General features: G+C 57.3%; 16 protein-coding genes and 1 pseudogene. 13 read left to right on the top strand and 4 right to left on the bottom strand.

Features of this window, described 5'->3' with window-relative positions:
* Nucleotides 1-221 precede the first annotated feature (221 nt).
* The gene (locus AABM54_RS12950; RefSeq protein WP_347906035.1) at nt 222-590 is read left to right on the top strand and encodes a response regulator; all 369 of its coding nucleotides are present in this window, start codon (nt 222-224) and stop codon (nt 588-590) included.
* A gap of 1 nt (nt 591) precedes the next feature.
* On the opposite strand, the gene AABM54_RS12945 is transcribed toward AABM54_RS12950, so the two are convergent.
* On the bottom strand, nt 592-1,470 hold the full coding sequence (locus tag AABM54_RS12945; protein ID WP_347906034.1) for a GntR family transcriptional regulator: 879 nt from the start codon (nt 1,468-1,470) through the stop codon (nt 592-594).
* 154 nt (nt 1,471-1,624) lie between these two features.
* Here AABM54_RS12945 and AABM54_RS12940 point away from each other — a divergent pair, with 154 nt between their 5' ends.
* The 5 genes and pseudogenes from AABM54_RS12940 to AABM54_RS12920 all read left to right on the top strand — a co-directional run bounded on the left by AABM54_RS12940 (nt 1,625) and on the right by AABM54_RS12920 (nt 6,221).
* A complete protein-coding gene (locus AABM54_RS12940; RefSeq protein ID WP_347906033.1) occupies nt 1,625-2,908 on the top strand; it encodes a glycosyltransferase in 1,284 nt (427 codons plus the stop codon).
* A gap of 180 nt (nt 2,909-3,088) precedes the next feature.
* Nucleotides 3,089-3,943, top strand: a complete 855-nt coding sequence (locus AABM54_RS12935; RefSeq protein ID WP_347906032.1) for a phospholipase — start codon at nt 3,089-3,091, stop codon at nt 3,941-3,943.
* A gap of 193 nt (nt 3,944-4,136) precedes the next feature.
* A complete protein-coding gene (locus AABM54_RS12930; RefSeq protein ID WP_347906031.1) occupies nt 4,137-5,003 on the top strand; it encodes a phospholipase in 867 nt (288 codons plus the stop codon).
* An 80-nt stretch (nt 5,004-5,083) separates the two neighbouring features.
* Nucleotides 5,084-5,260: pseudogene (locus tag AABM54_RS12925) on the top strand (AraC family transcriptional regulator); the annotation flags it as partial.
* A 16-nt stretch (nt 5,261-5,276) separates the two neighbouring features.
* A complete protein-coding gene (locus AABM54_RS12920) occupies nt 5,277-6,221 on the top strand; it encodes a carbohydrate kinase (protein WP_347906030.1) in 945 nt (314 codons plus the stop codon).
* 134 nt (nt 6,222-6,355) lie between these two features.
* Here AABM54_RS12920 and AABM54_RS12915 read toward each other — a convergent pair whose 3' ends face one another.
* Nucleotides 6,356-7,657 carry an OprD family porin gene (locus AABM54_RS12915; protein ID WP_347906029.1) on the bottom strand — a complete coding sequence of 434 codons (1,302 nt, stop codon included), beginning with the start codon at nt 7,655-7,657 and terminating at the stop codon, nt 6,356-6,358.
* A 373-nt stretch (nt 7,658-8,030) separates the two neighbouring features.
* Here AABM54_RS12915 and AABM54_RS12910 point away from each other — a divergent pair, with 373 nt between their 5' ends.
* The 4 genes from AABM54_RS12910 (at nt 8,031) to AABM54_RS12895 (ending at nt 13,974) form a co-directional block, all read left to right on the top strand.
* Nucleotides 8,031-10,103 carry a type VI secretion system tip protein VgrG gene (locus AABM54_RS12910; RefSeq protein ID WP_347906028.1) on the top strand — a complete coding sequence of 691 codons (2,073 nt, stop codon included), beginning with the start codon at nt 8,031-8,033 and terminating at the stop codon, nt 10,101-10,103.
* Nucleotides 10,100-10,948, top strand: a complete 849-nt coding sequence (locus AABM54_RS12905; protein WP_347906027.1) for a DUF4123 domain-containing protein — start codon at nt 10,100-10,102, stop codon at nt 10,946-10,948. The genes AABM54_RS12910 and AABM54_RS12905 overlap by 4 nt, the downstream gene beginning before the upstream one ends.
* A gap of 75 nt (nt 10,949-11,023) precedes the next feature.
* Nucleotides 11,024-11,827 carry a hypothetical protein gene (locus AABM54_RS12900; protein ID WP_347906026.1) on the top strand — a complete coding sequence of 268 codons (804 nt, stop codon included), beginning with the start codon at nt 11,024-11,026 and terminating at the stop codon, nt 11,825-11,827.
* Nucleotides 11,828-11,838: 11 nt separating this feature from the next.
* A complete protein-coding gene (locus AABM54_RS12895) occupies nt 11,839-13,974 on the top strand; it encodes a lipase family protein (RefSeq protein ID WP_347906025.1) in 2,136 nt (711 codons plus the stop codon).
* A 160-nt stretch (nt 13,975-14,134) separates the two neighbouring features.
* Here the strand turns inward: AABM54_RS12895 and AABM54_RS12890 are convergent, their stop codons facing one another.
* On the bottom strand, nt 14,135-14,404 hold the full coding sequence (locus AABM54_RS12890; protein ID WP_347906024.1) for a DUF1652 domain-containing protein: 270 nt from the start codon (nt 14,402-14,404) through the stop codon (nt 14,135-14,137).
* Between the two features lie 457 nt (nt 14,405-14,861).
* Between AABM54_RS12890 and eco the strand changes: the two genes are divergently transcribed.
* A complete protein-coding gene (gene eco / locus AABM54_RS12885) occupies nt 14,862-15,344 on the top strand; it encodes a serine protease inhibitor ecotin (RefSeq protein ID WP_347906023.1) in 483 nt (160 codons plus the stop codon).
* A 91-nt stretch (nt 15,345-15,435) separates the two neighbouring features.
* Entirely contained in the window at nt 15,436-15,768 is a 333-nt protein-coding gene (locus tag AABM54_RS12880; protein ID WP_347906022.1) for a DUF2834 domain-containing protein, read from the top strand.
* 1 nt (nt 15,769) lies between these two features.
* Here the strand turns inward: AABM54_RS12880 and AABM54_RS12875 are convergent, their stop codons facing one another.
* Complete coding sequence (locus AABM54_RS12875; protein WP_347906021.1) at nt 15,770-17,398, bottom strand: RimK family protein; 1,629 nt, start codon at nt 17,396-17,398, stop codon at nt 15,770-15,772.
* Between the two features lie 92 nt (nt 17,399-17,490).
* Here AABM54_RS12875 and rimI point away from each other — a divergent pair, with 92 nt between their 5' ends.
* The gene (gene rimI / locus AABM54_RS12870) at nt 17,491-18,588 is read left to right on the top strand and encodes a ribosomal protein S18-alanine N-acetyltransferase (protein ID WP_347906020.1); all 1,098 of its coding nucleotides are present in this window, start codon (nt 17,491-17,493) and stop codon (nt 18,586-18,588) included.
* The last annotated feature ends 19 nt before the right edge of the window (nt 18,589-18,607 follow it).

The following is an 18,607-nucleotide window of genomic DNA, read 5'->3' as shown; positions in this document are numbered from 1 at the left end:
CAAAAGCGCGAATGGGATCCATTTTTCTGACAAGGGCAGGAGCAAAATCCTGCATTCCTCTGCCCCAAGACAAGCAGAGCGGGTACTCTTGTCGACTTGTACAGCTATTCTTTTTTTGTACAAGCGCCGGAACTTGTCATGAGTCGCCGCTTACTCATGCAAGAGGCCGGCATTTTTGATCGACCTGCGTGTGCCACTTCTATTCTTCGAGAGACTTCACTATGCCCGTCACCGTCCCCACACTCCTTGTCGTCGAAGATGATGCCATCGTGCGTATGTTGATCGTCGACGTCCTGGAGGAACTGGCATTCAAGGTGCTGGAAGCCGACAGCGGTGAAGCGGCGCTGGTGATCATCAACAGTGAACACCCCCTTGACCTGTTGATTACCGATTACGGCCTACCTGACATGACCGGTCGGGAGCTGGCCGACCAGGCACGCCAGGTTCGCGCAAGCTTGCCGATCCTGTTTGCCAGCGGCTATGCCGAAAATATCGAGGTGCCTGAAGGGATGTCGGTGATCGGCAAGCCGTTCTCTATCGATCAACTGCGCGACAAGATTCGCGACATGCTTGGCCTGGCACAGTCCTGAATCAGCTTTTCTTGCGCACTTCATTCAGGGTGCTCGCCAGCTTCAGGTGCTGATAAAGCAAGTTCGACGCCCATTCCCGGTCGCCCTGCTCCAGCGCATCAATGATCTGCAAGTGTTCGCGACACGACGTTTTGACCCGTTCCAGGTTCGACACGGTGTGGAACTCGGTCAGGCGCCGCAGGCGGTTCTGTTGCTGCACGGTCTGCAAAATGAACGAATTGCCGGACGCCAGCGCCAGCAACTCATGAAACTCCGCATTGGCTTCGAAAAAACTCAAGCTGTCGGGAGTGCCTTCGAGTAAGGCCTGCTGTTTTTCGCGACAACGCTGCAACCGCTCTCGGGGCAGTTTGAACGTCGGTTCCAGTAACCCGGCCGGCTCCAGCAACATGCGAAAGCGGTAACTTTCGAAGCGCTTTTCGGCTGAACTCAAGGTGGGCAGGAACATCCAGCCATGCCCATGTTTGCGCTGCATCACACCTTCATCGGACAAACGTAGCAAACAGCGGCGCAGCACAGCCTTACTGGCCCCGTAACGCCGCAGCAGATCACTTTCCATGACCTGATCGGGCAAGGCCTGCGCCAAACGGTCGTCAATCAAGCGCTGATACAGTTCTTCATCCTCACCTACCGGCAGGCTGACTTTGTCCAGACCGACACTGAGCGCAGCCTCCAGCACGCAAAAGCCTTGATGGGGCAATCGACCGACCAGTTCTTTGGTCGCCAGGTAGATCAACGCGCCCCGAATCGGCGAACGGGAAACGCCAAAACGCTCGGCCAGTTCCACCTCCTTGAGGTGACTGCCGGGCGCCAGTTCGCCGGACTGGATCGCCGCAAGAATCTGCGACGCTACTTTTACCTGCAGGGTGGTGGGTTCAGTCATTCCGTTAGTCCTTGAATCAGCGCCCAGACGCTAACGCAAGACCGCGCAAACTTCCAGCCAATACGGCCTCCAGCCGGCAGGTCGCATCGTCTCTGTGGTTTAATTGCGCCCTTTTCGTGCCCCTCTTGCCCGCCCGCCTCCAAGGAATCGTTTTATGAGTCAGCCTGCAACCAAAGTCCTGGTCATTGGTTACGTCTGGCCCGAGCCGTGCTCTTCTGCTGCCAGCGGGCATGTGATGCAGATTCTCGAGACGTTTTTGCAGCAAGGTTGGGACATCACCTTCAGCAGCCCGGCCGGCATCGGCGAACACAAGGCTGACCTGGTTTCGATGGGTATTCGCGAGTGCGCCATCGAGCTCAACAACAGCAGCTTCGATGCATTCATCAGTGAGCTGGCTCCCGATATCGTGCTGTTCGATCAGTTCATGATGGAGGAACAATTCGGTTGGCGCGTCGAAAAACATTGCCCTGATGCCCTGCGGGTACTGGAAACCTCTGACCTGCAAAGCCTGCGACATGCCCGCCATCAGCGGCTCAGGGATCATTTGAAAGCCAACAATGACCCGGACGATTTCAGCGCACTCTTTGCCCCGGCATTGCGTGAAGAGTTCGAGCACATGGCCGACACCGACCTGGCCAAGCGGGAGATTGCCGCGCTGTATCGCTGCGACCTGAACCTGATGATTTCCGAAGTCGAAATAGAGTTGTTGGTTGAACAGTTCAAACTGCCACGCACCCTGCTGCACTGGTGCCCGCTGATGCTTGACGCCGTGCCAGGCAAGTTCGTGCCCTTTGAAGAGCGTGCGCACTTTCTCAGTATCGGCAACTTTCGCCATGCGCCGAACTGGGATGCCGTGCTCTGGATGAAAACCACAGTCTGGCCACTCATTCGTCAGCAGCTCCCTGCGGCGCAACTGCACATCTACGGCGCGTACACGCCGCCCAAGGCCACCGCGCTGCACAACGCGGCGCAAGGCTTTCACGTCATGAACTGGGCCGAAGACGCGCTGCAAGTGATGTCGGGCGCACGGATCTGCCTGGCGCCCTTGCGTTTTGGCGCGGGCATCAAAGGCAAACTCTTCGACGCAATGCTCTGCGGAACGCCAAACGTGACCACGCCTGTAGGTGCCGAAGGCATGCACGGCGGCCTGCCTTGGCCGGGAGCGATAGCCACGTCGGCCAGCGCCATGGCACACGCCGCTGTTGAACTTTACTCAGACAAGACCCGCTGGGAACAGGCTCAGCATGCCGGCACACACCTATTGACCAGTCATTATCAGAGAAACGTTCATGGCCCGGCACTGGTCGACCGACTCAATAGTTGCCGTTTGAACATCAAGCAACTACGTCGCGATAATTTTACGGGAAGCATGTTGCGTCACCATCATCATAAAAGCACTCAATACATGGCTCAGTGGATTGAAGCGAAAAACCGCTAACGCCGAGGCACCCTTAACAGCATAAAAACAACGCGCCAACTTCACGGCACCGAGAATAACTCTTTCTCGGTATGTCCACCCATTGCCCAGCTCACTGTTTCTTATTATAAATACCTGACACTCGCCGTACTGCAAGGCGAGTGTTTCACCCACCCATTTATAATCTGGACTTTTATAAGCATGACTAATACTAATTATCGCGCCACCCGTAACTGGATGAGTTCTTCCCCCGGCATCAACACATTGACCATCGATCAAATCATCTGGCCAGGCGCTCATAATTCAGGGATGGACTGGGGGCTTTCCCAACCTCTCTACGACTCCGTAATATCAAACTGGGTCTTGTGTCAGAATCAGGATTTCCTCTGGCAATTGAGAAACGGTGCCAGGGCTCTGGACCTCAGGTTTGTCAATACCCGATCAGGCTTCAGGACCTTCCATGGACACGTTCTGGGTCGCTCCCTGGATGAACTTGTCTCAGCGGTAAATACTTTTCTGAATGAAAACCCTGATGAATTCATTATTCTTGACCTCCACCAACTCGAAGGAACTGGAGACGTCAACTTCGACTACAAAGGTTTCAGCCAACAATTGCTATCAGGATTAGAGCCCAGGCTGATCCCTTGGAAAAACCAGCGATGGACCGTGCAACAACTGAAAGCCAACAAGCAACGCCGCGTGATCGCTGCCGCCTCTTATCACCCAGACCTTGATGAACGTTATTTCTGGGCCGGCATACGCCATGAGTGGGCAGGTCAGGCCATCGTTAATACCGCTGATATCAGCCAGCATATCGGGAATGTACTGAAGCGCCCTCCAGCCTATGGGCCGTGGTCGTTATCCGTCACGAGCTACACCGTGCTCAAAGGTCCAACCAAACTGACAAAAGAACTTAACGATTGGTTCTTTCCCGGCGGCGGACTTATTGAGTACGCGAGTATTATCAATGTCGATTTTTTTGATGAGAGCGAGATCGTGACGTACTGCGCGATAGCCACTGATCGCGTCGCCGAGCATCAAGCCCTGCGTTCATAAGCACCAAAGCCCCCGTACATATTTCCATGACGTTAAGAATATTCGATGCCATGTATTGGCCATCTATATGCAGATATTTCAATAACTTGATAATTCGAGGAATGCCAATACTCTTTCAGATACGTTAATCACGAAATTTTTCGACTGTCCCCGTCACGGATGACAAGGGGCGTTAAAAACACAGGGAGTCACCATGACGCAAACAACGACAGGACACATCAACAAACAGGGTTGGATGGGGGAAGTGCTCAATGTTGATGCCATGAAACTCACCGACATTATCTGGCCCAGCGCGCACAACTGTGGCATGGACAAGAAGGCCCCCAACTACGATGTGGCCACCGGTAACTGGACCACCTGCCAGAACGACTCTTTTTCCTGGCAGCTATCCCATGGCGCACGGGTATTTGATATTCGCCTGGGCTACAAACGCGGTTGGGACCAGGGCATTTTCTACTTCCATCACAATGGCCACGAATCTCACCGGGTACTGGAAGAACTGATCGATGCTGTGTTGAGCTTTCTCGCCCAACATTCAACCGAGTTCATCATTCTGGATTTTCACCAGTTGGGTGACGGTGACAAGCCCTTCAACTACACAGCCTTCAACGATCTTCTTGTCGGCAGGCTTGGCTCCAGAATCATTCCAACCGCCAATACCGGCAAGCCCATCGCAGAGTTGAAACGTATCAGCAGCCTGCAAAGAATAGTGTTGAGGGCTCCGGCCTTGCGCGTGCTCAACGACATTTTTTTTGGCTACACGATTCCACACAAATGGAGCGGTCAGACGTTCACCGATGCCGAAGATCTTAAAACCCACATATCCCGCACCCTGGACTCTACCCACACCACACCGGGCCTGTGGTCTTTGTCGGCGACGAGTTTTACCTTTCTGGGCGGTCCTGTTGACATAAAACACCATATCAACGACTGGTTTCACTCGTCCCGCGACTGGATTACACGGTGCAGCATCATCAACACCGACTTCATCGATGAGTCCGAGATTGTTCGGTACTGCTGGATCGGCAGCAGCATGAAAGGCGCCTACATCCGAAGCTGATGAACAGCCGCGCAAGGGCTGGTACTGCGCAACGTGAAAGAGGCATGATCAGGGCGCAATAACAATAAAAGTGCCCAGAAATGACCCGAGCGAGCAGAGTCTCCGACCCTTCCTATGAACTGATGGGCGACCATAACGGGTTGTCCATCATCTACCGTCAGCATGGCTTCCTCTGCCCGCTGGTGCGCTGGCATTTCCACAAGGAATACGAACTGCACCTGATTGTCGCCAGCTCCGGCAAGGTGTTTATCGGTGATTGAAGAGTGAATAACTATGTATCTGGTGTGTGGTGAAGCGCTGTTCGATTGCTTCAGCGAGAACGAAGTCGGCGGTCAGGCTTCAAAGGTCAATTTCAAGGCAATCGCGGGCGGTTCGCCGTTCAACGTAGCCGTCGGCTTGCGCCGATTGGGAGTGAACGCGGCGTTGTTCGCCGGGCTGTCCACGGATTATCTGGGCCGACGCTTGCAGCAGGTATTGTGCGAGGAAGGTGTGCGCACCGACTACGTGCTGGACTTCGATGCGCCGACGACGCTGGCGATGGTCGCGCTGGGCGCCAACGGTTCGCCCCACTACAGTTTCCGGGGCGAAGGCTGCGCCGACCGGCAATTGCAATTGGCACATTTACCCGAGTTGAACGACGAGGTGCGCGGTCTGCACATTGGCTCGTTTTCGCTGGTGGTGCAGCCGATTGCCGACACGTTGCTGGCCTTGGTGCGCCGGGAAAGCGGCAAACGCCTGGTCAGCCTCGACCCGAACGTACGGCTCAATCCTGAACCGAATATCGAGTTGTGGCGTTCACGCATCGCGGAACTGGTCAAACATGCGGACCTGATCAAGGTCAGCGACGAAGACTTGAGCCTGTTGTACCCCGATGGCGACCCGCACAGCGTGATCGAAGGCTGGCTGGAGCATCGCTGCCAGTTAGTGTTCCTGACCCGAGGCGGCCAAGGGGCGACGGTGTTCAGTCGTCGCCACGGCAGTTGGTCAACCCCGGCGAGCCTGACGGTGATCGCCGACACCGTCGGTGCCGGCGATACCTTCCAGGCGGCGCTGATTGCCTGGCTGACCGAGCGACAGCTGGACTCGGTCGAGGGCTTGAAGCAACTGAACCGCGAACAGATCGACGCGATGCTCAAATTCGCCATCGCCGCGGCGGCGTTGACGTGCAGCAAGACCGGGCCGGACTTGCCGTATCGGCATCAGCTGGAGATGCGCTGAGTTTCAGGGCCCCATCGTCGGATCGCCGCCCGGAGCAAGCTCCCACAGTAGAGCTTCAGTGAGCACAGATTTTGTGTTCGAGAACTCGGAGCCTGCTCGCGAAAGCGGTCTACCTCACACCGCAAACCTTCCGGTCACAACACCGAAAAGTTGTAACTCACGATCAGCCGGGTTTCATCCACGTCGCGGGCGAACTTCTCATAGTTGGTGCGATAGGTCGCGTTGCGCAGGCGCAGGCTGACGTCCTTGAAGGTGCCGCTTTGCACCACGTACTTGAGTTCGCTGTCGCGTTCCCATTCCCGGCCTTCCTGGTCGCTGCCCGGCACTTTAATGTGATCGCCGTTCACGTAACGGGTCAGGAAGCTCAGGCCGTTGAGGCCGATGGCCTTGAAGTCGTAGTCGTAACGCAGTTGCCAGGAGCGTTCCTGCGCGGCGGCGAAGTCGTTGACCTGCACGTAGTTGACCAGGTACGGATTGCTGCCATCGAGGTACGGCATCGAGTTATCGCCGGTCATGCGCTGCCAACCGGCACTGAAGGTGTGGCCGCTGATGGCGTAAGCGAGCATGCCGCTCAGCGCGCGGTTGTCGATGGAGCCTGCGCGCGCAGCGCCGCTGTCGGCACTTTTGAGCAGTCGCAGGTCAGCCTTCAACACGCCGTCACCCAACGGCTGGTTGCCCAGCAAGCCAATGAAGTGCTGACGGTAGATGTCTTCCAGTTCCGCGTAGTGATACTGCGCAGTCAGGCGCTCGTTGACCTTGTAGTCCAGGCCATACGTGTCGAAGTGATCGGCCGTGACATTGCAGGCGTAACGCTTGTTCTTGCAGTGCACGCGGATGTCCTGGGAATCGGTGGAATCCCGGGCGGTGTATTTATCCAAGCGAGCGGCTGTGAACGTCAGGTCCTTGAACTCTTTGGACGTCAGCAGTGCGCCGTTGAACATGGTCGGCAGCAAACGGCCGTCGTTGTACTTGAGCAACGGCAAGTCCGGCAGCAGCGCACCGTATTTCAGGACGCTTTGCGAAACCCGGGCCTTGGCTGTCAAGCCCAGCTTGGCGTACTGATCTTTCGACCCGCGCGGGTTCTGGCCGCTGGACGGCAACAAGCCACTGTTGCTGCTGCCAGCGCTGGAGTCGAGTTTCAGCCCGAGCATGCCCAGCGCATCAATACCAAAGCCCACGGTGCCTTCGGTGTAACCCGACTGCAGGTTGAAAATAAAACCTTGGGCCGACTCTTCACGCTTGGACGCGCCTTGATCGTTAGCGGTATGGCCGTCACGAAAGTCCCGGTTGAAGTACACCGTGCGCGATTCAATTTTGGCGGTGCTGTCTTCGATAAAACCGCTGGCCTGAACCTGGCCGGCAACGCTTGCGCACAGAACAACAGCACCGATCGCCAGGGACAGGCGCGGTGTGGAGAGGGAAAACGGGGGACGCATTAAAAAAGCTCCAACAGTGAATCTTTACCGCGGGGCAAACAGCCCACACAAAAAGCACTCATCCGACGAATACCGCTCGCCGGGATGACAGGTTCATTCAGGGGTGATCCACAATGATGGCACAAGGCTTTTATGTGCCACAGGCGACTTTAGTCTGAACATGACTGCCCATTCTCGGTATCGGCTCGCCGGGTAATCCATGAATGCAGCGCCGCGTTTGCTCCCGAGCCCGCCGTTTTGAAAGCCTCTCGTGCGTCTCTAGGGGTTTTCCCTATACCTGCCAAGGCCCGTGCATACGGCATTTGCGCCTTGAACCTGTCGGTTTAATCCTGCACCATCGGGCCCAGCTTTTTCAAAGGACGGAATTAAAGGCATGCTGGATGCTAACGCAACCCATATCACGCTCACCCTCGAAGGCGTTTCTGCGGACCTTCAGGTTCTCAGTTTCGTTGGTCGCGAAGCCCTTAATCAGCCGTTCTGCTTTGACATTGAACTGGTCAGCGCCCGCCCTGACCTGAAACTCGAAGAGTTGTTGCACAAACCGGCCTGCCTGACGTTCGGCGCGACCGGCAAAGGCGTCATCCACGGCCTGGTCTACCGCATCGCCCAAGGTGACTCGGGTAAAAGCCTGACCCGCTACAGCATCAGCCTCACGCCCCAGCTCAATTACCTGCGTCACAACCATGACCAGCAGATTTTCCAGCACCTGACCGTGCCCAAGATCATCGCCCAGGTCCTTGAGGCGCGCGGCATATTGGCCAACGCCTACAGCTTCCAGCTCGGCGCCGTTTACCCCGAACGCGTCTACTGCGTGCAATACGACGAGTCCGACCTGCATTTCATCCAGCGCCTGTGTGAAGAAGAAGGCATTCACTTCCACTTCCAGCACAGCAGCAGCGGCCACACTCTGGTGTTCGGCGACGACCAGACAGTGTTCCGCAAACTCGCGCCTGTGGCCTACCAGCAAGACTCCGGCATGGCGGCGGAAAGACCGGTTATCAAGCGCTTCAACCTGCGCCTGGAAACCCGCACCAGCCGTGTCAGCCGTCGCGATTACGATTTCGAAAAACCGCGCATCCTTCCCGAAAGTGCGGCCAAAAGCGAGTTCCTGCCAGACCTGGAAGACTACGACTACCCCGGCCGCTTCACCGACCGCGAACGCGGCAAGCAACTGGCAACCCGCGCGTTGGAACGCCATCGCAGCGACTACCAACTGGCCGAAGGAAAAAGCGACGAGCCGACCCTGGTCAGCGGCCATTTCCTGGCGTTGAACGAACACCCGCGCGCGGAATGGAACGACCTGTGGCTGCTGCTGGAAGTCATCCACGAAGGCAAGCAGCCGCAGGTACTCGGCGAACTGGTCACCAGTGACGTCACCCAGAACAAGGATGACTTTCACCAGGGCTATCGCAACCGCTTCCTTGCCACGCCGTGGGCTGCACATTTCCGCCCGGCCCTCGAACACCCGAAACCGAAGGTGCTGGGCAGCCAGACTGCTGTCGTCACCGGCCCCAAGGGCGAAGAAATCCATTGCGACCCGTACGGTCGGATCAAGGTGCAGTTTCACTGGGACCGCGACGGCCAGGCCGATGACAACACCAGTTGCTGGTTGCGTGTGGCCAGTGGTTGGGCCGGCAGTGCCTACGGCGGCATCGCCATCCCGCGCATCGGCATGGAAGTGCTCGTGACCTTCCTTGAAGGCGACCCCGACCAGCCGCTGGTGACCGGCTGCCTGTTCCACAAGGAAAACGTTGTCCCTTACGAGCTGCCGGCGAACAAGACCCGTAGCCTGTTCAAGACCCTCAGTTCACCGGGTGGCAAGGGCTACAACGAGTTCCGCATCGAAGACAAGAAAGGCGCCGAACAGATTTACCTGCACGCCCAGCGCGACTGGGATGAAAACATCGAGCACGATCAGAAAATCCGCGTCGGCAACGAGCGTCACGACACGGTCGAGAACAATGCGTTCAGCGAATTCAAGGCTGAAGAACACCGCATCACCCACGCAAACCGCATCACCGAAACCCGCGCCAATGATCACCTGACCGTCGGCGTGACCCGGCACGTGAACATCGGCACAGCGCAGTTCGTCGAAGCCGGTCAGGAAATCCACTATCACGCCGGCGAAAAAGTCGTCGTCGAAGGTGGCATGGAACTGACGGCCATGGCTGGCGGCAGTTTCGTCAAGGTCGACGCCGGTGGCGTGACCATCAGCGGCGCCACGGTCAAGGTCAACTCCGGCGGCGCGCCGGGTGCCGGCAGCGGCATTCAGATCCTCGACCCGCTGATCCCGTGGGCCGCCGCCAAGGACAAGCCCGGCGCCCTGCTCGTCCCTGCTGCCGTGCAAATGGTCCTGGCGAAGAAGGCCCGGGCGGCCGGCGACATCCGCTGCCCGATCTGCGAAGCCTGCCGTGAAGGCAAGTGCGACCTGGGGGCGACGGCATGAGTGACCTTCTCAACGACTGGTTCGACCAACAAGCGCAATTGAACCGCACCCTGGTGCTGGTACTCGACAGCCTCGCCGAGCCCAACCCGGTCACCAGCCTGTACAGCGCCGAGTTGATGCAGCGCTCGGTCCAGCTCTACCGGCGCACCGTCTATGCCGACTTTTGCGCCATCAGCCCCTGGCTGAGCGAACTGCACGACCCTGACGCCCATGCCTTCAGGGCCCTGCTCGACGATCCGCAGCGGCACTGGGGCTGGATCGCCAGCATGGACAAGGCCGATCTCGACGCCGTAACCCAGCATTGGCAAGCACGCATGGTGATCGACGAAGACGGTGACCGCTCGCTGTTCCGCTTCCAGGACAACCGCGTCATTGCCCGATGCCTGGCCAGCCTGACAGCGGCGGAAATCCCGTTGCTGCTCGGCCCCTTCAGCAGCGTGCTGTACTGGGCCGACCCGGAATGGAAAAGCACCGACAACCCTCGGCCGGGCACCTACCCCGTGGCTAATCCGGCACCCTGGTTGCGTACGCCTGAACCCGCCGAACGTTCACGCAGCATCCTGCGGGACAACCTCAAACGCTGGTTGCTGGTCTACCACCTCGAGGCGGTCACGCAGTTGAGCGATACCCGCAACGTCAGCGAGTGGCTGGAAGAGCAGATCGACCTGCTCGACGCCTGGCAATGGAACACCCCCGAACAACGGGAGTGCATGTTCCGTCTGCGGCTCGATCCCCAGTGCGCTGCCGACGTTGCATGGTCAGCGCTGCCAGGCGAAACACCGCCGCAGCATTTCGAGCGCTGCCAGCGGATGTTCGAGCCCGAATCAGACCTGCAAAACGCGTGAGAGTATCAGGCACTCCCATGCCAGATGGATGTGACCGTGCCGCCGCCCGCCACTGCACCGCATAAGGACTTCAGCATGCACATTCAACCTGTCCTCACCGGCATGGTCCGAGCCCTGGTCATCGTACTGGGCACGCTGGGCGCGACCGCCTGCTCGGTTGCCCATCCCGAAAGCTTCACGCTGATCACCGAACTCCCACCCGGTTTCAGCTTCAAGGGTGAAGCGACTTATGTGCCACGCACCGGTGAAACCTGCACCGTCCCGCCACGCGAAGGCAAACACTTCCCGGGGCTGAAATTTTTTGAGCAAGCCTTCAACAAAGACGCGCAAACCGCTTCATTCACGGTGCCGCTGACGGATGAGGCCGGGGGCTGCCCGTTGGTCCTGCGCAGTTTCGAATACAACCTGCAAGGCAGTTACGGCCCGAAGCCTGCAAACATCGGCGGCGATTACGCGAGCCTGTCTTTCCACGATCAACTGCCTGAAGGGGCGGCAGCGTTCCCTTCCACCGGAACTCAGACCCTTGAAAACCAGTGTCAATGGCTGTTCCGGACGATGGGGCCCTACCGATACATCGTGAAGATCCTCAAATGCCGGGCCGCGAGCGAGAACGGGCAAATGCTTGATGCCATGGCCGGTGGTGCACTGGCGCGGGGCGCGTTGCCTGGCAAAACCGTCAACATGGTGTTTGCGCTTTCAGACAAGGAAAAGCCCTTTTACAAAGGCTGGTGGATAGAAACACCCAAAGGCTGGAAAGCCTGCACCGGGCTGTGGGGCACCCCGAATGAAGAACTGTGCAAAGCCCCCTATCAATTCATCGAATCTTTCAAAATGCCGGATGGGCGTGACTGCTCCGTCTATCCGAACTGCACTGAATAAGGACATCGCCCATGGCACTCAAGGAATCCGAAAAGCCAATGCTGTGTGAGCAATCCACACCCTGCCCATTACGTGGCGACTGGGTCAGCTTCCAGTTGGTGGATGAACGCGGGAGTGGAAAACCTTATGCAGGCCTTCCGTATGTCCTCATCGACAGCGTCAACCAGCAACATGTCGGCGTGTTGGACGGCGACGGCTATGCAAAGGTCTATGACCACTACGAAGGACCGGTCATCCTTCAGATCAACTCGGACTACACCGGCTCGGAGCAACTGTATTCACGGCTTATCGCCCGGGAAAACTACCCGCTCCCGATCAAAGAGATCCAGGTCCGGGCCGAAAACACCCGCTTTGTTCGCAAGGACGGAACCCGCGTTGACAACAACCCGGCACAGAAAAACGCCGACCAGTTCTTCCAGGTTGAAGTCAGGAACTTCGTCGAACACGCTACGCACTTGCCCCCTCGCTCCCTCTGTAAATATCCACCGAACTACAGCTTGCTCAAAGCCATGGGGGACATCGGCTTCGACCCTGAAGCGAGCACACTCTGGGGGGTCGCGTTACAACCCAACAAACGCACGGTGATGGAGGTCCGCCCATTGCGCGCGTTCCGGCCGATGCTGTCCAAAGACAACGCTTTCAGTGCCTTGAACCTCTATCAATTGGCGCTCATGGCCACCTTCAGCTACAGCGACTTCGGCCAGCAACCCGAGAAACCGGAGGATACCGTCAGTTTCCCTCTGGACCCCAGCGTCGGCTTCATGTTCGGCAACGGGCTGGCAAGCTTCCAGGAGACCTGGAAAATCGACAAGGCTCAGACCGTCCCTTATTACCCGCTCTATGAAGATGTGCCCTACTCCAAACGCTTCGAAATTCTTCCATTCGATCCGTTGCTGTACAAACAAAACAAGATTGGGCTGGGAGAGAAACAGGATCACCCTGCCAAACTGCACTTCTTCGACGATGCGAAAGCCAAGGATGGAACCAATACCCAGGCCTTCATTACGCACCACGACGAGATCATTCTTATCTCGGTACGCGGTACGGCTGAAATTCCCGATTTCTTGCGCGATGCCGATGCAGAGCAAGTGCCCTTCGCTGAGGGTGTAGGTACCGCTCACAAAGGCTTCTACAACGCTTACAAAGCGATGAGCGCATTTGTGACGCGCTACCTCTCGCAATTCTACTCAGGGCAAAAAGTAGTGATTTGCGGACACAGCCTGGGCGGTGCAATCGCCACATTGCTGGCAGAAGCCCTGCGCCGTGATGCCACTCAGAAGTACGACATTCTTCTCTATACCTACGGCTCCCCGCGGGCCGGCGACCAGGTTTTCGTCAAGGGGGCGGCCGATCTGGTACACCACCGCATGGTCAACAACAATGATCCGATCCCGAGTCTTCCCGCACCGTGGATGAACACCCGCACCAGTGTCTGGGTGCCGGGGCTGATCTTGAGCTTCGTCACGTTGCCGTATGTCGGCATGCTGATTTTTGCGGCGGGGCTGGCCAAGTTCGGTGATGCCGATTACGAGCATCACGGCGCGCTGCAACACTTCATGCCGGTTCACTTCAAGGGAAGGGATCAGTCTGCAGTGCTCTGGAGCCCTGGCTGCGATTCGATCGAAGAAGCCGCGTGCTCCATCGCCCTGAAAAAACAGGGTGACTTGCCGGACCGGGACAATTTCATCAAGCAACTGTTCCAGTTCAGCAATCACAAGATGGTCGACTCCTACATTCCGAACGCATGGGCCACCCTGCGCCGCTGGCAACAAACCCAGGACACGGGCACCACCATTATCACCAAGACGGAATATGACCAGGTGTCTAACCAGCTCTTGGACATGCAGACACGCCTGAAGGAAAAACGCTCCGAGCTGACCTACGGTCTATCCGGCCTCGAACACCAGGATCGCCAACGGACAATCAGTGCACTGGACAGCGAGGTCAGAAAACTGGATGAGTCGCGTCAACGCCTCAATACCCTGTTCCACCGCACCCTGACCCCCATGGATGTCTATGGCTCGGCCATTCAGTCACCTGAACTCTCGTCCGGCATCGAACGCTGGTTGACGAAGAAGGAAAACAAAGTCGAGGTTCAACTGGCGATGATTCCTCAGCAAAGCGCGACTGAACTGAGAATGGCGTAAACCTGAACGCTTGCTGAACTTAACTCCCGGTTAACCCTGCAACTTTCAGAACTGAGTAGCGGCATCACGTCACATATTGAGCGGTGACCACCGACGTAGCGCTTGGCCTGGCATTCATCCAGACCAAACGCCCATCGGTCGAGTCAGCTGAAGCGACTGATTAATGGGGCTTCGAGCGTAAAACCACAGGATGGCTCGCGACATTGTGTTCAAGGTCGTGGCGTAACTCGGCAATCAGTTCGTTGATCTCGCGACAGCCATTGAGGCTGTTGGCGTTGATGCCCGTGACCAGCAAGTCCAGACGATCGGTCTCATGGTCGCCATAGACCTTCACGGTCATGGATAAATCAGGAGACAAGGTGCATTGGCAGCGCTTGGGTAAAAAACTGCTTTCAATGATACTGCGTAGTTCCAGGGCAGATAAAAACATGGCGACCCTCTCCGTTATGTGAGACTGCCAATCAATGGATGTACCGAGTCGGTCAGTGTTCGCTGGTGCGTCCCGTCGACATGCGGGGCCGTTCTGGCTCGGACCTGACTCTGTTCTTCCCCCACAAGCTGCTGACCCGCGTGCAGCGTGTGCACTGTTTTTATTGCGCAGGCCACTCACTCCTACGCCTGAAAGCAGTGCCTTACAAGCCTTTCCTGACGCGGTGCATTGCACTAGAAAACAGCATAAAACATGCCTGGAATTTCGCCCGGTCACCTGTCGCCAAATCAATGATTTAACACACTGGCGCCCTGGCAAAATGCAATAACGCCTGTGGGTTCCCCTGCAATTTGCACGCTTCACTCAACCGGTTTGCATTACGCCGCGCGGGACAGTAAAAATGTTCGGCAAGGCGAAGCCGTCATTCGCCGACCGATCATCCGAGCAAGGAGGCCTCATGCGCTCACTTCCCTTCACAACCACCATTGCGTTGTTGGCATCGGGTCTGTCGACCCTGGTTCACGCCGCAAAACTCGAAGACATTGCCCCCTATCCAAAAGCTGAAAGCGGCTTTACCCGTCAAGTCATTCACCTCCCGCAGCAGACAAGGGAGGACAACTACCAGGTCGAGATTCTCGCAGGCAAAACCCTGACCGTGGATTGCAATCGCCAACGGCTGGGGGGCGTTCTTGATGAAAAGAACCTGGAAGGCTGGGGTTACCCGTTTTACCGGCTGGAAAAAGTCATCGGCCCCATGAGCACCCTGATGGCGTGCCCGGATGGCAAGAGCAAACCGGACTTCGTACCGGTGGTCGGTGATGGTTTCATGCTGCGCTACAACAGCAAGTTACCCATCGTGGTCTACGTGCCCAAGGACGTCGAAGTCCGTTACCGGATCTGGTCAGCTTCCGACAAAATCGAAAAAGCCCGCCAGGAATAAACCGGCCTCTCAGGAGCGCCGCGCTTGATTACCTGCCATGTCAAACATCGGGTATCGTCGCCCCTCGCTCATCTGCCCAAGGAAGGAAACCATGAAGTCTGTAGCGCTCCCCTTGATCGCCCTGCTCGCCTTCACCGGCTATACCGTTTCCGTCATGTTGTCCGCCGAGCAGTCGCTGATCGACTTCGGCATCAGCCTGATGTCCCGCCCCGATACCGCCCAGGTAGTGATCGACCTTTACCTGCTCACCCTTGCTGGCGTATGGATGTACAAGGACGCTCGCAGCCGCGGCCAATCCGCGCTTTCGGTGCTGCCGTACTTGCTGATCACCGCGGTGTTTGTCTCCATTGGCCCATTGCTGTACCTGGTGGTGCGAGGTCTGCGCAGCCATGCATCCGGCGTGGTTTCCTCGCAGCAGGCTTGACTCAGAACCCCATCGGGTTCCCGGACTCAAGCAGCCCGGACCTCACCAGGGCCTGGCCGCGGCGCTTGAGTTCCAACCGGCGCACAAACTCTTCAAGCACCAGCGAATACAGGTCGTCCTGCAACCAGGCGTCCTCGATGCCGGCGTCCATGTTCGGGTTGTCGTTGACCTCGATCACCACCACCTTGTCGCCGGACTGCTTGAGGTCGACACCGTACAAGCCGTCGCCGATCAGGTTGGCGGTTTTAACGGCCAGTTCAACCACTGCCCGTGGCGCTTCATGCACCGCCAGCGTGCGGCATTCACCGTTGATGTCCTGACCTTTGGCCTTGTGGTTGTAAATCTGCCAATGGCCCTTGGACATGAAGTACTGGCAGGCAAAAATCGGTTTGCGGTTCAGCACGCCAATGCGCCAGTCGTATTCGGTGTAGAAAAACTCCTGGGCCAGCAGCAACACCGAGTGCTCGAACAGTTCAGCAGTGGCCTCCAGTAATGCTTGCTGACTTTCAACCTTGATCACGCCCCGGGAGAAACAGCCGTCGGGGATTTTCAACACCAGCGGAAAGCCCAGGCGTTCGCCGACCCGCTCAAAGTCTTCCGGTCGTTCCTTGTACAGAATTTCGGTAGCGGGCATGCCCAACTGGTGACTTTTGAGCAGGTCCGTCAGGTAGACCTTGTTGGTGCAACGCAGGATGGACGTGGGGTCGTCCATCACCACCAACCCTTCGCTTTCAGCCTTTTTCGCGAAGCGATAAGTATGGTTGTCGACGCTGGTGGTCTCGCGGATCAGCAGTCCATCGTATTCGGCGATGCGTGCGTAATCCTTGCGTTCGATCAAGTCGACATCGATGCCCAGACCTTTACCGACCCGGACAAAATTCTCCAGGGCCTTGGCGTTGGACGGTGGCAATGCTTCCAGTGGATCGTGAAGGATGGCCAAATCGTATCGGGCCAGACGGCGCGACCTGGGCATACGCCAGATCTTGCGACTGAAACTGTCGAGGGCATTGGCGAACTGATCTTCCTGATCATCGCGCAACTTATGTAACGCACCCGACTTTACGCCTTCGATATGCCAACCGTTAGTTCGACGGAAGTCCACTAGCAAGATCGGGCAAGGAAACACTTCAAACAACTGACGGGCCAGGTCCTGCAACGGCTCGATGGTGCTTTTGCCAAAATAAAGTGTCAGGGTGAAACCGTCTGTATCACTGTAGATATGATTACCCAAGGCTTTCTCAAGGGTTTTATCCAAGTCATCCAGCGCCAAGCCATACAGGGATTTGCGGGTCAGTTCGCTGATGGTCCGTACCGACGGAATTACCTTGTGCCCCCGGGCTTCGGCCAGCAGGGAGCAGTAGTAACCGTGCCCCAGGTACTTGTAGCTGCGGCACAGGTTGATGACCTGAACCCGCTTGCCCGTTGCATTTTCACGGGTTTGTTCGAGGTACTCCTGGGCGGTGACGATGTCTTCGCTGGGGAAGTACGACGCCCAGTCTTCCTTGCGCTCGACAATAATAACCAGCTGACTGGAAGTGCCCGACGATGGGGATAAATAAGTTGCTGGAGTTATTGCCGTCGGCAATCTTTGCTCGGATACTTCGCGCCAATGACCTTGTACCGCTGACATAGTGATTGATCCGTTGGAGAACAAGACCTTTCCTATTAAGCACGAACTTTTTCGAAAGTCCCGTTTCGTTACGCAACTTTTACGGCGGTCATATGAATCCTGTTTTTCGCCTTGCACAACTCGATGACGTCAAAGCGCTGCTGGCGCTGGAACAGCAATGTTTCACCACCGACCGGCTCAACAGCCGCAATTTCCAGTGGATGATCAACCGTGCCAACGGCCAACTGATCGTCGCCGAAGGCGACAGCCAGTTACTGGGTTATGCCGTGGTGCTGTTTCACCGCGGCACTTCGCTGGCGCGCCTGTACTCCATCGCCATCGCGGTGCAGGCCCGTGGCATCGGACTTGGCAAGCAACTGCTCGAGCGAATCGAGGCCAGTGCACTGGAACATGACTGCGCCTACGTGCGACTGGAGGTGCGCACCGACAACCCGGCCGCCATCGCGTTGTATGAACGACACGGCTACCGGCGTTTCGCGCTGATTCACGACTATTACCAGGACCACGCCGACGCCCTGCGCCTGGAAAAACGCATCCTCCAGCACCGCGACAGCCGCAGCATCAGCGTGCCCTATTACCGGCAAACCACCGATTTCACCTGCGGCCCTGCCTGCCTGTTGATGGCCATGGGCACGCTGCAACCTGCTCGTCCGCTGGAGCGGCGTGAAGAACTACAGCTGTGGCGCGAAGCGACGACGGTGTTCATGACGTCCGGCCATGGCGGTTGCAGCCCTCAAGGGTTGGCACTGGCGGCCTGGCGTCGGGGATTTCGGGTGCGCTTACAGGTCAGCATTGCCGGCCCGCTGTTTCTCAATGGCGTGCGCGATGCTCATAAAAAAGACGTCATGCGCCTGGTACATGAGGAGTTCAATACTCAATTGCTGCACAGCGATGTCGAACAGATTCTCGGTGGCCCACTGGACCTGCCGCGCCTGTTGAGCGACGGCGGACAGCCCCTGGTGTTGATCAGCAGCTATCGCCTGACCCGCTCCAAGGCGCCTCATTGGGTGATGGTCACTGATTGTGATGAGGATTTCGTCTACCTGCACGACCCGGATGTCGACCACAGCCAGCATCGCCAGCCCATGGACTGCCAGCATGTACCGGTCAGCCATGCAGAATTCGACAGAATGTGCCGTTTCGGGCGTGGCAAATTGAGGGCAGCGGTGGTGGTGTATGCAAAGGCCTGAGCGTTTTTTGCGGATTGCC

Origin of the sequence: Pseudomonas purpurea (assembly GCF_039908635.1) — a bacterium.
GTDB classification, from domain to species: Bacteria; Pseudomonadota; Gammaproteobacteria; order Pseudomonadales; family Pseudomonadaceae; genus Aquipseudomonas; species Aquipseudomonas purpurea.
The sequence above is the reverse complement of the archived record's forward strand: the minus strand, read 5'-3'. Positions and strand labels throughout refer to the sequence as shown.

Bases quoted from the DNA above. Each gene is read 5' to 3' on its own strand.
- AABM54_RS12920 (WP_347906030.1), top strand. From the start codon at position 5,277: ATGTATCTGGTGTGTGGTGAAGCGCTGTTCGATTGCTTCAGCGAGAAC.
- AABM54_RS12900 (WP_347906026.1), top strand. From the start codon at position 11,024: ATGCACATTCAACCTGTCCTCACCGGCATGGTCCGAGCCCTGGTCATC.
- AABM54_RS12905 (WP_347906027.1), top strand. From the start codon at position 10,100: ATGAGTGACCTTCTCAACGACTGGTTCGACCAACAAGCGCAATTGAAC.
- AABM54_RS12875 (WP_347906021.1), bottom strand. From the start codon at position 17,398: ATGTCAGCGGTACAAGGTCATTGGCGCGAAGTATCCGAGCAAAGATTG.
- AABM54_RS12945 (WP_347906034.1), bottom strand. From the start codon at position 1,470: ATGACTGAACCCACCACCCTGCAGGTAAAAGTAGCGTCGCAGATTCTT.
- AABM54_RS12930 (WP_347906031.1), top strand. From the start codon at position 4,137: ATGACGCAAACAACGACAGGACACATCAACAAACAGGGTTGGATGGGG.
- AABM54_RS12890 (WP_347906024.1), bottom strand. From the start codon at position 14,404: ATGTTTTTATCTGCCCTGGAACTACGCAGTATCATTGAAAGCAGTTTT.
- AABM54_RS12880 (WP_347906022.1), top strand. From the start codon at position 15,436: ATGAAGTCTGTAGCGCTCCCCTTGATCGCCCTGCTCGCCTTCACCGGC.
- AABM54_RS12915 (WP_347906029.1), bottom strand. From the start codon at position 7,657: ATGCGTCCCCCGTTTTCCCTCTCCACACCGCGCCTGTCCCTGGCGATC.
- AABM54_RS12895 (WP_347906025.1), top strand. From the start codon at position 11,839: ATGGCACTCAAGGAATCCGAAAAGCCAATGCTGTGTGAGCAATCCACA.
- eco (WP_347906023.1), top strand. From the start codon at position 14,862: ATGCGCTCACTTCCCTTCACAACCACCATTGCGTTGTTGGCATCGGGT.
- rimI (WP_347906020.1), top strand. From the start codon at position 17,491: ATGAATCCTGTTTTTCGCCTTGCACAACTCGATGACGTCAAAGCGCTG.
- AABM54_RS12940 (WP_347906033.1), top strand. From the start codon at position 1,625: ATGAGTCAGCCTGCAACCAAAGTCCTGGTCATTGGTTACGTCTGGCCC.
- AABM54_RS12935 (WP_347906032.1), top strand. From the start codon at position 3,089: ATGACTAATACTAATTATCGCGCCACCCGTAACTGGATGAGTTCTTCC.
- AABM54_RS12910 (WP_347906028.1), top strand. From the start codon at position 8,031: ATGCTGGATGCTAACGCAACCCATATCACGCTCACCCTCGAAGGCGTT.
- AABM54_RS12950 (WP_347906035.1), top strand. From the start codon at position 222: ATGCCCGTCACCGTCCCCACACTCCTTGTCGTCGAAGATGATGCCATC.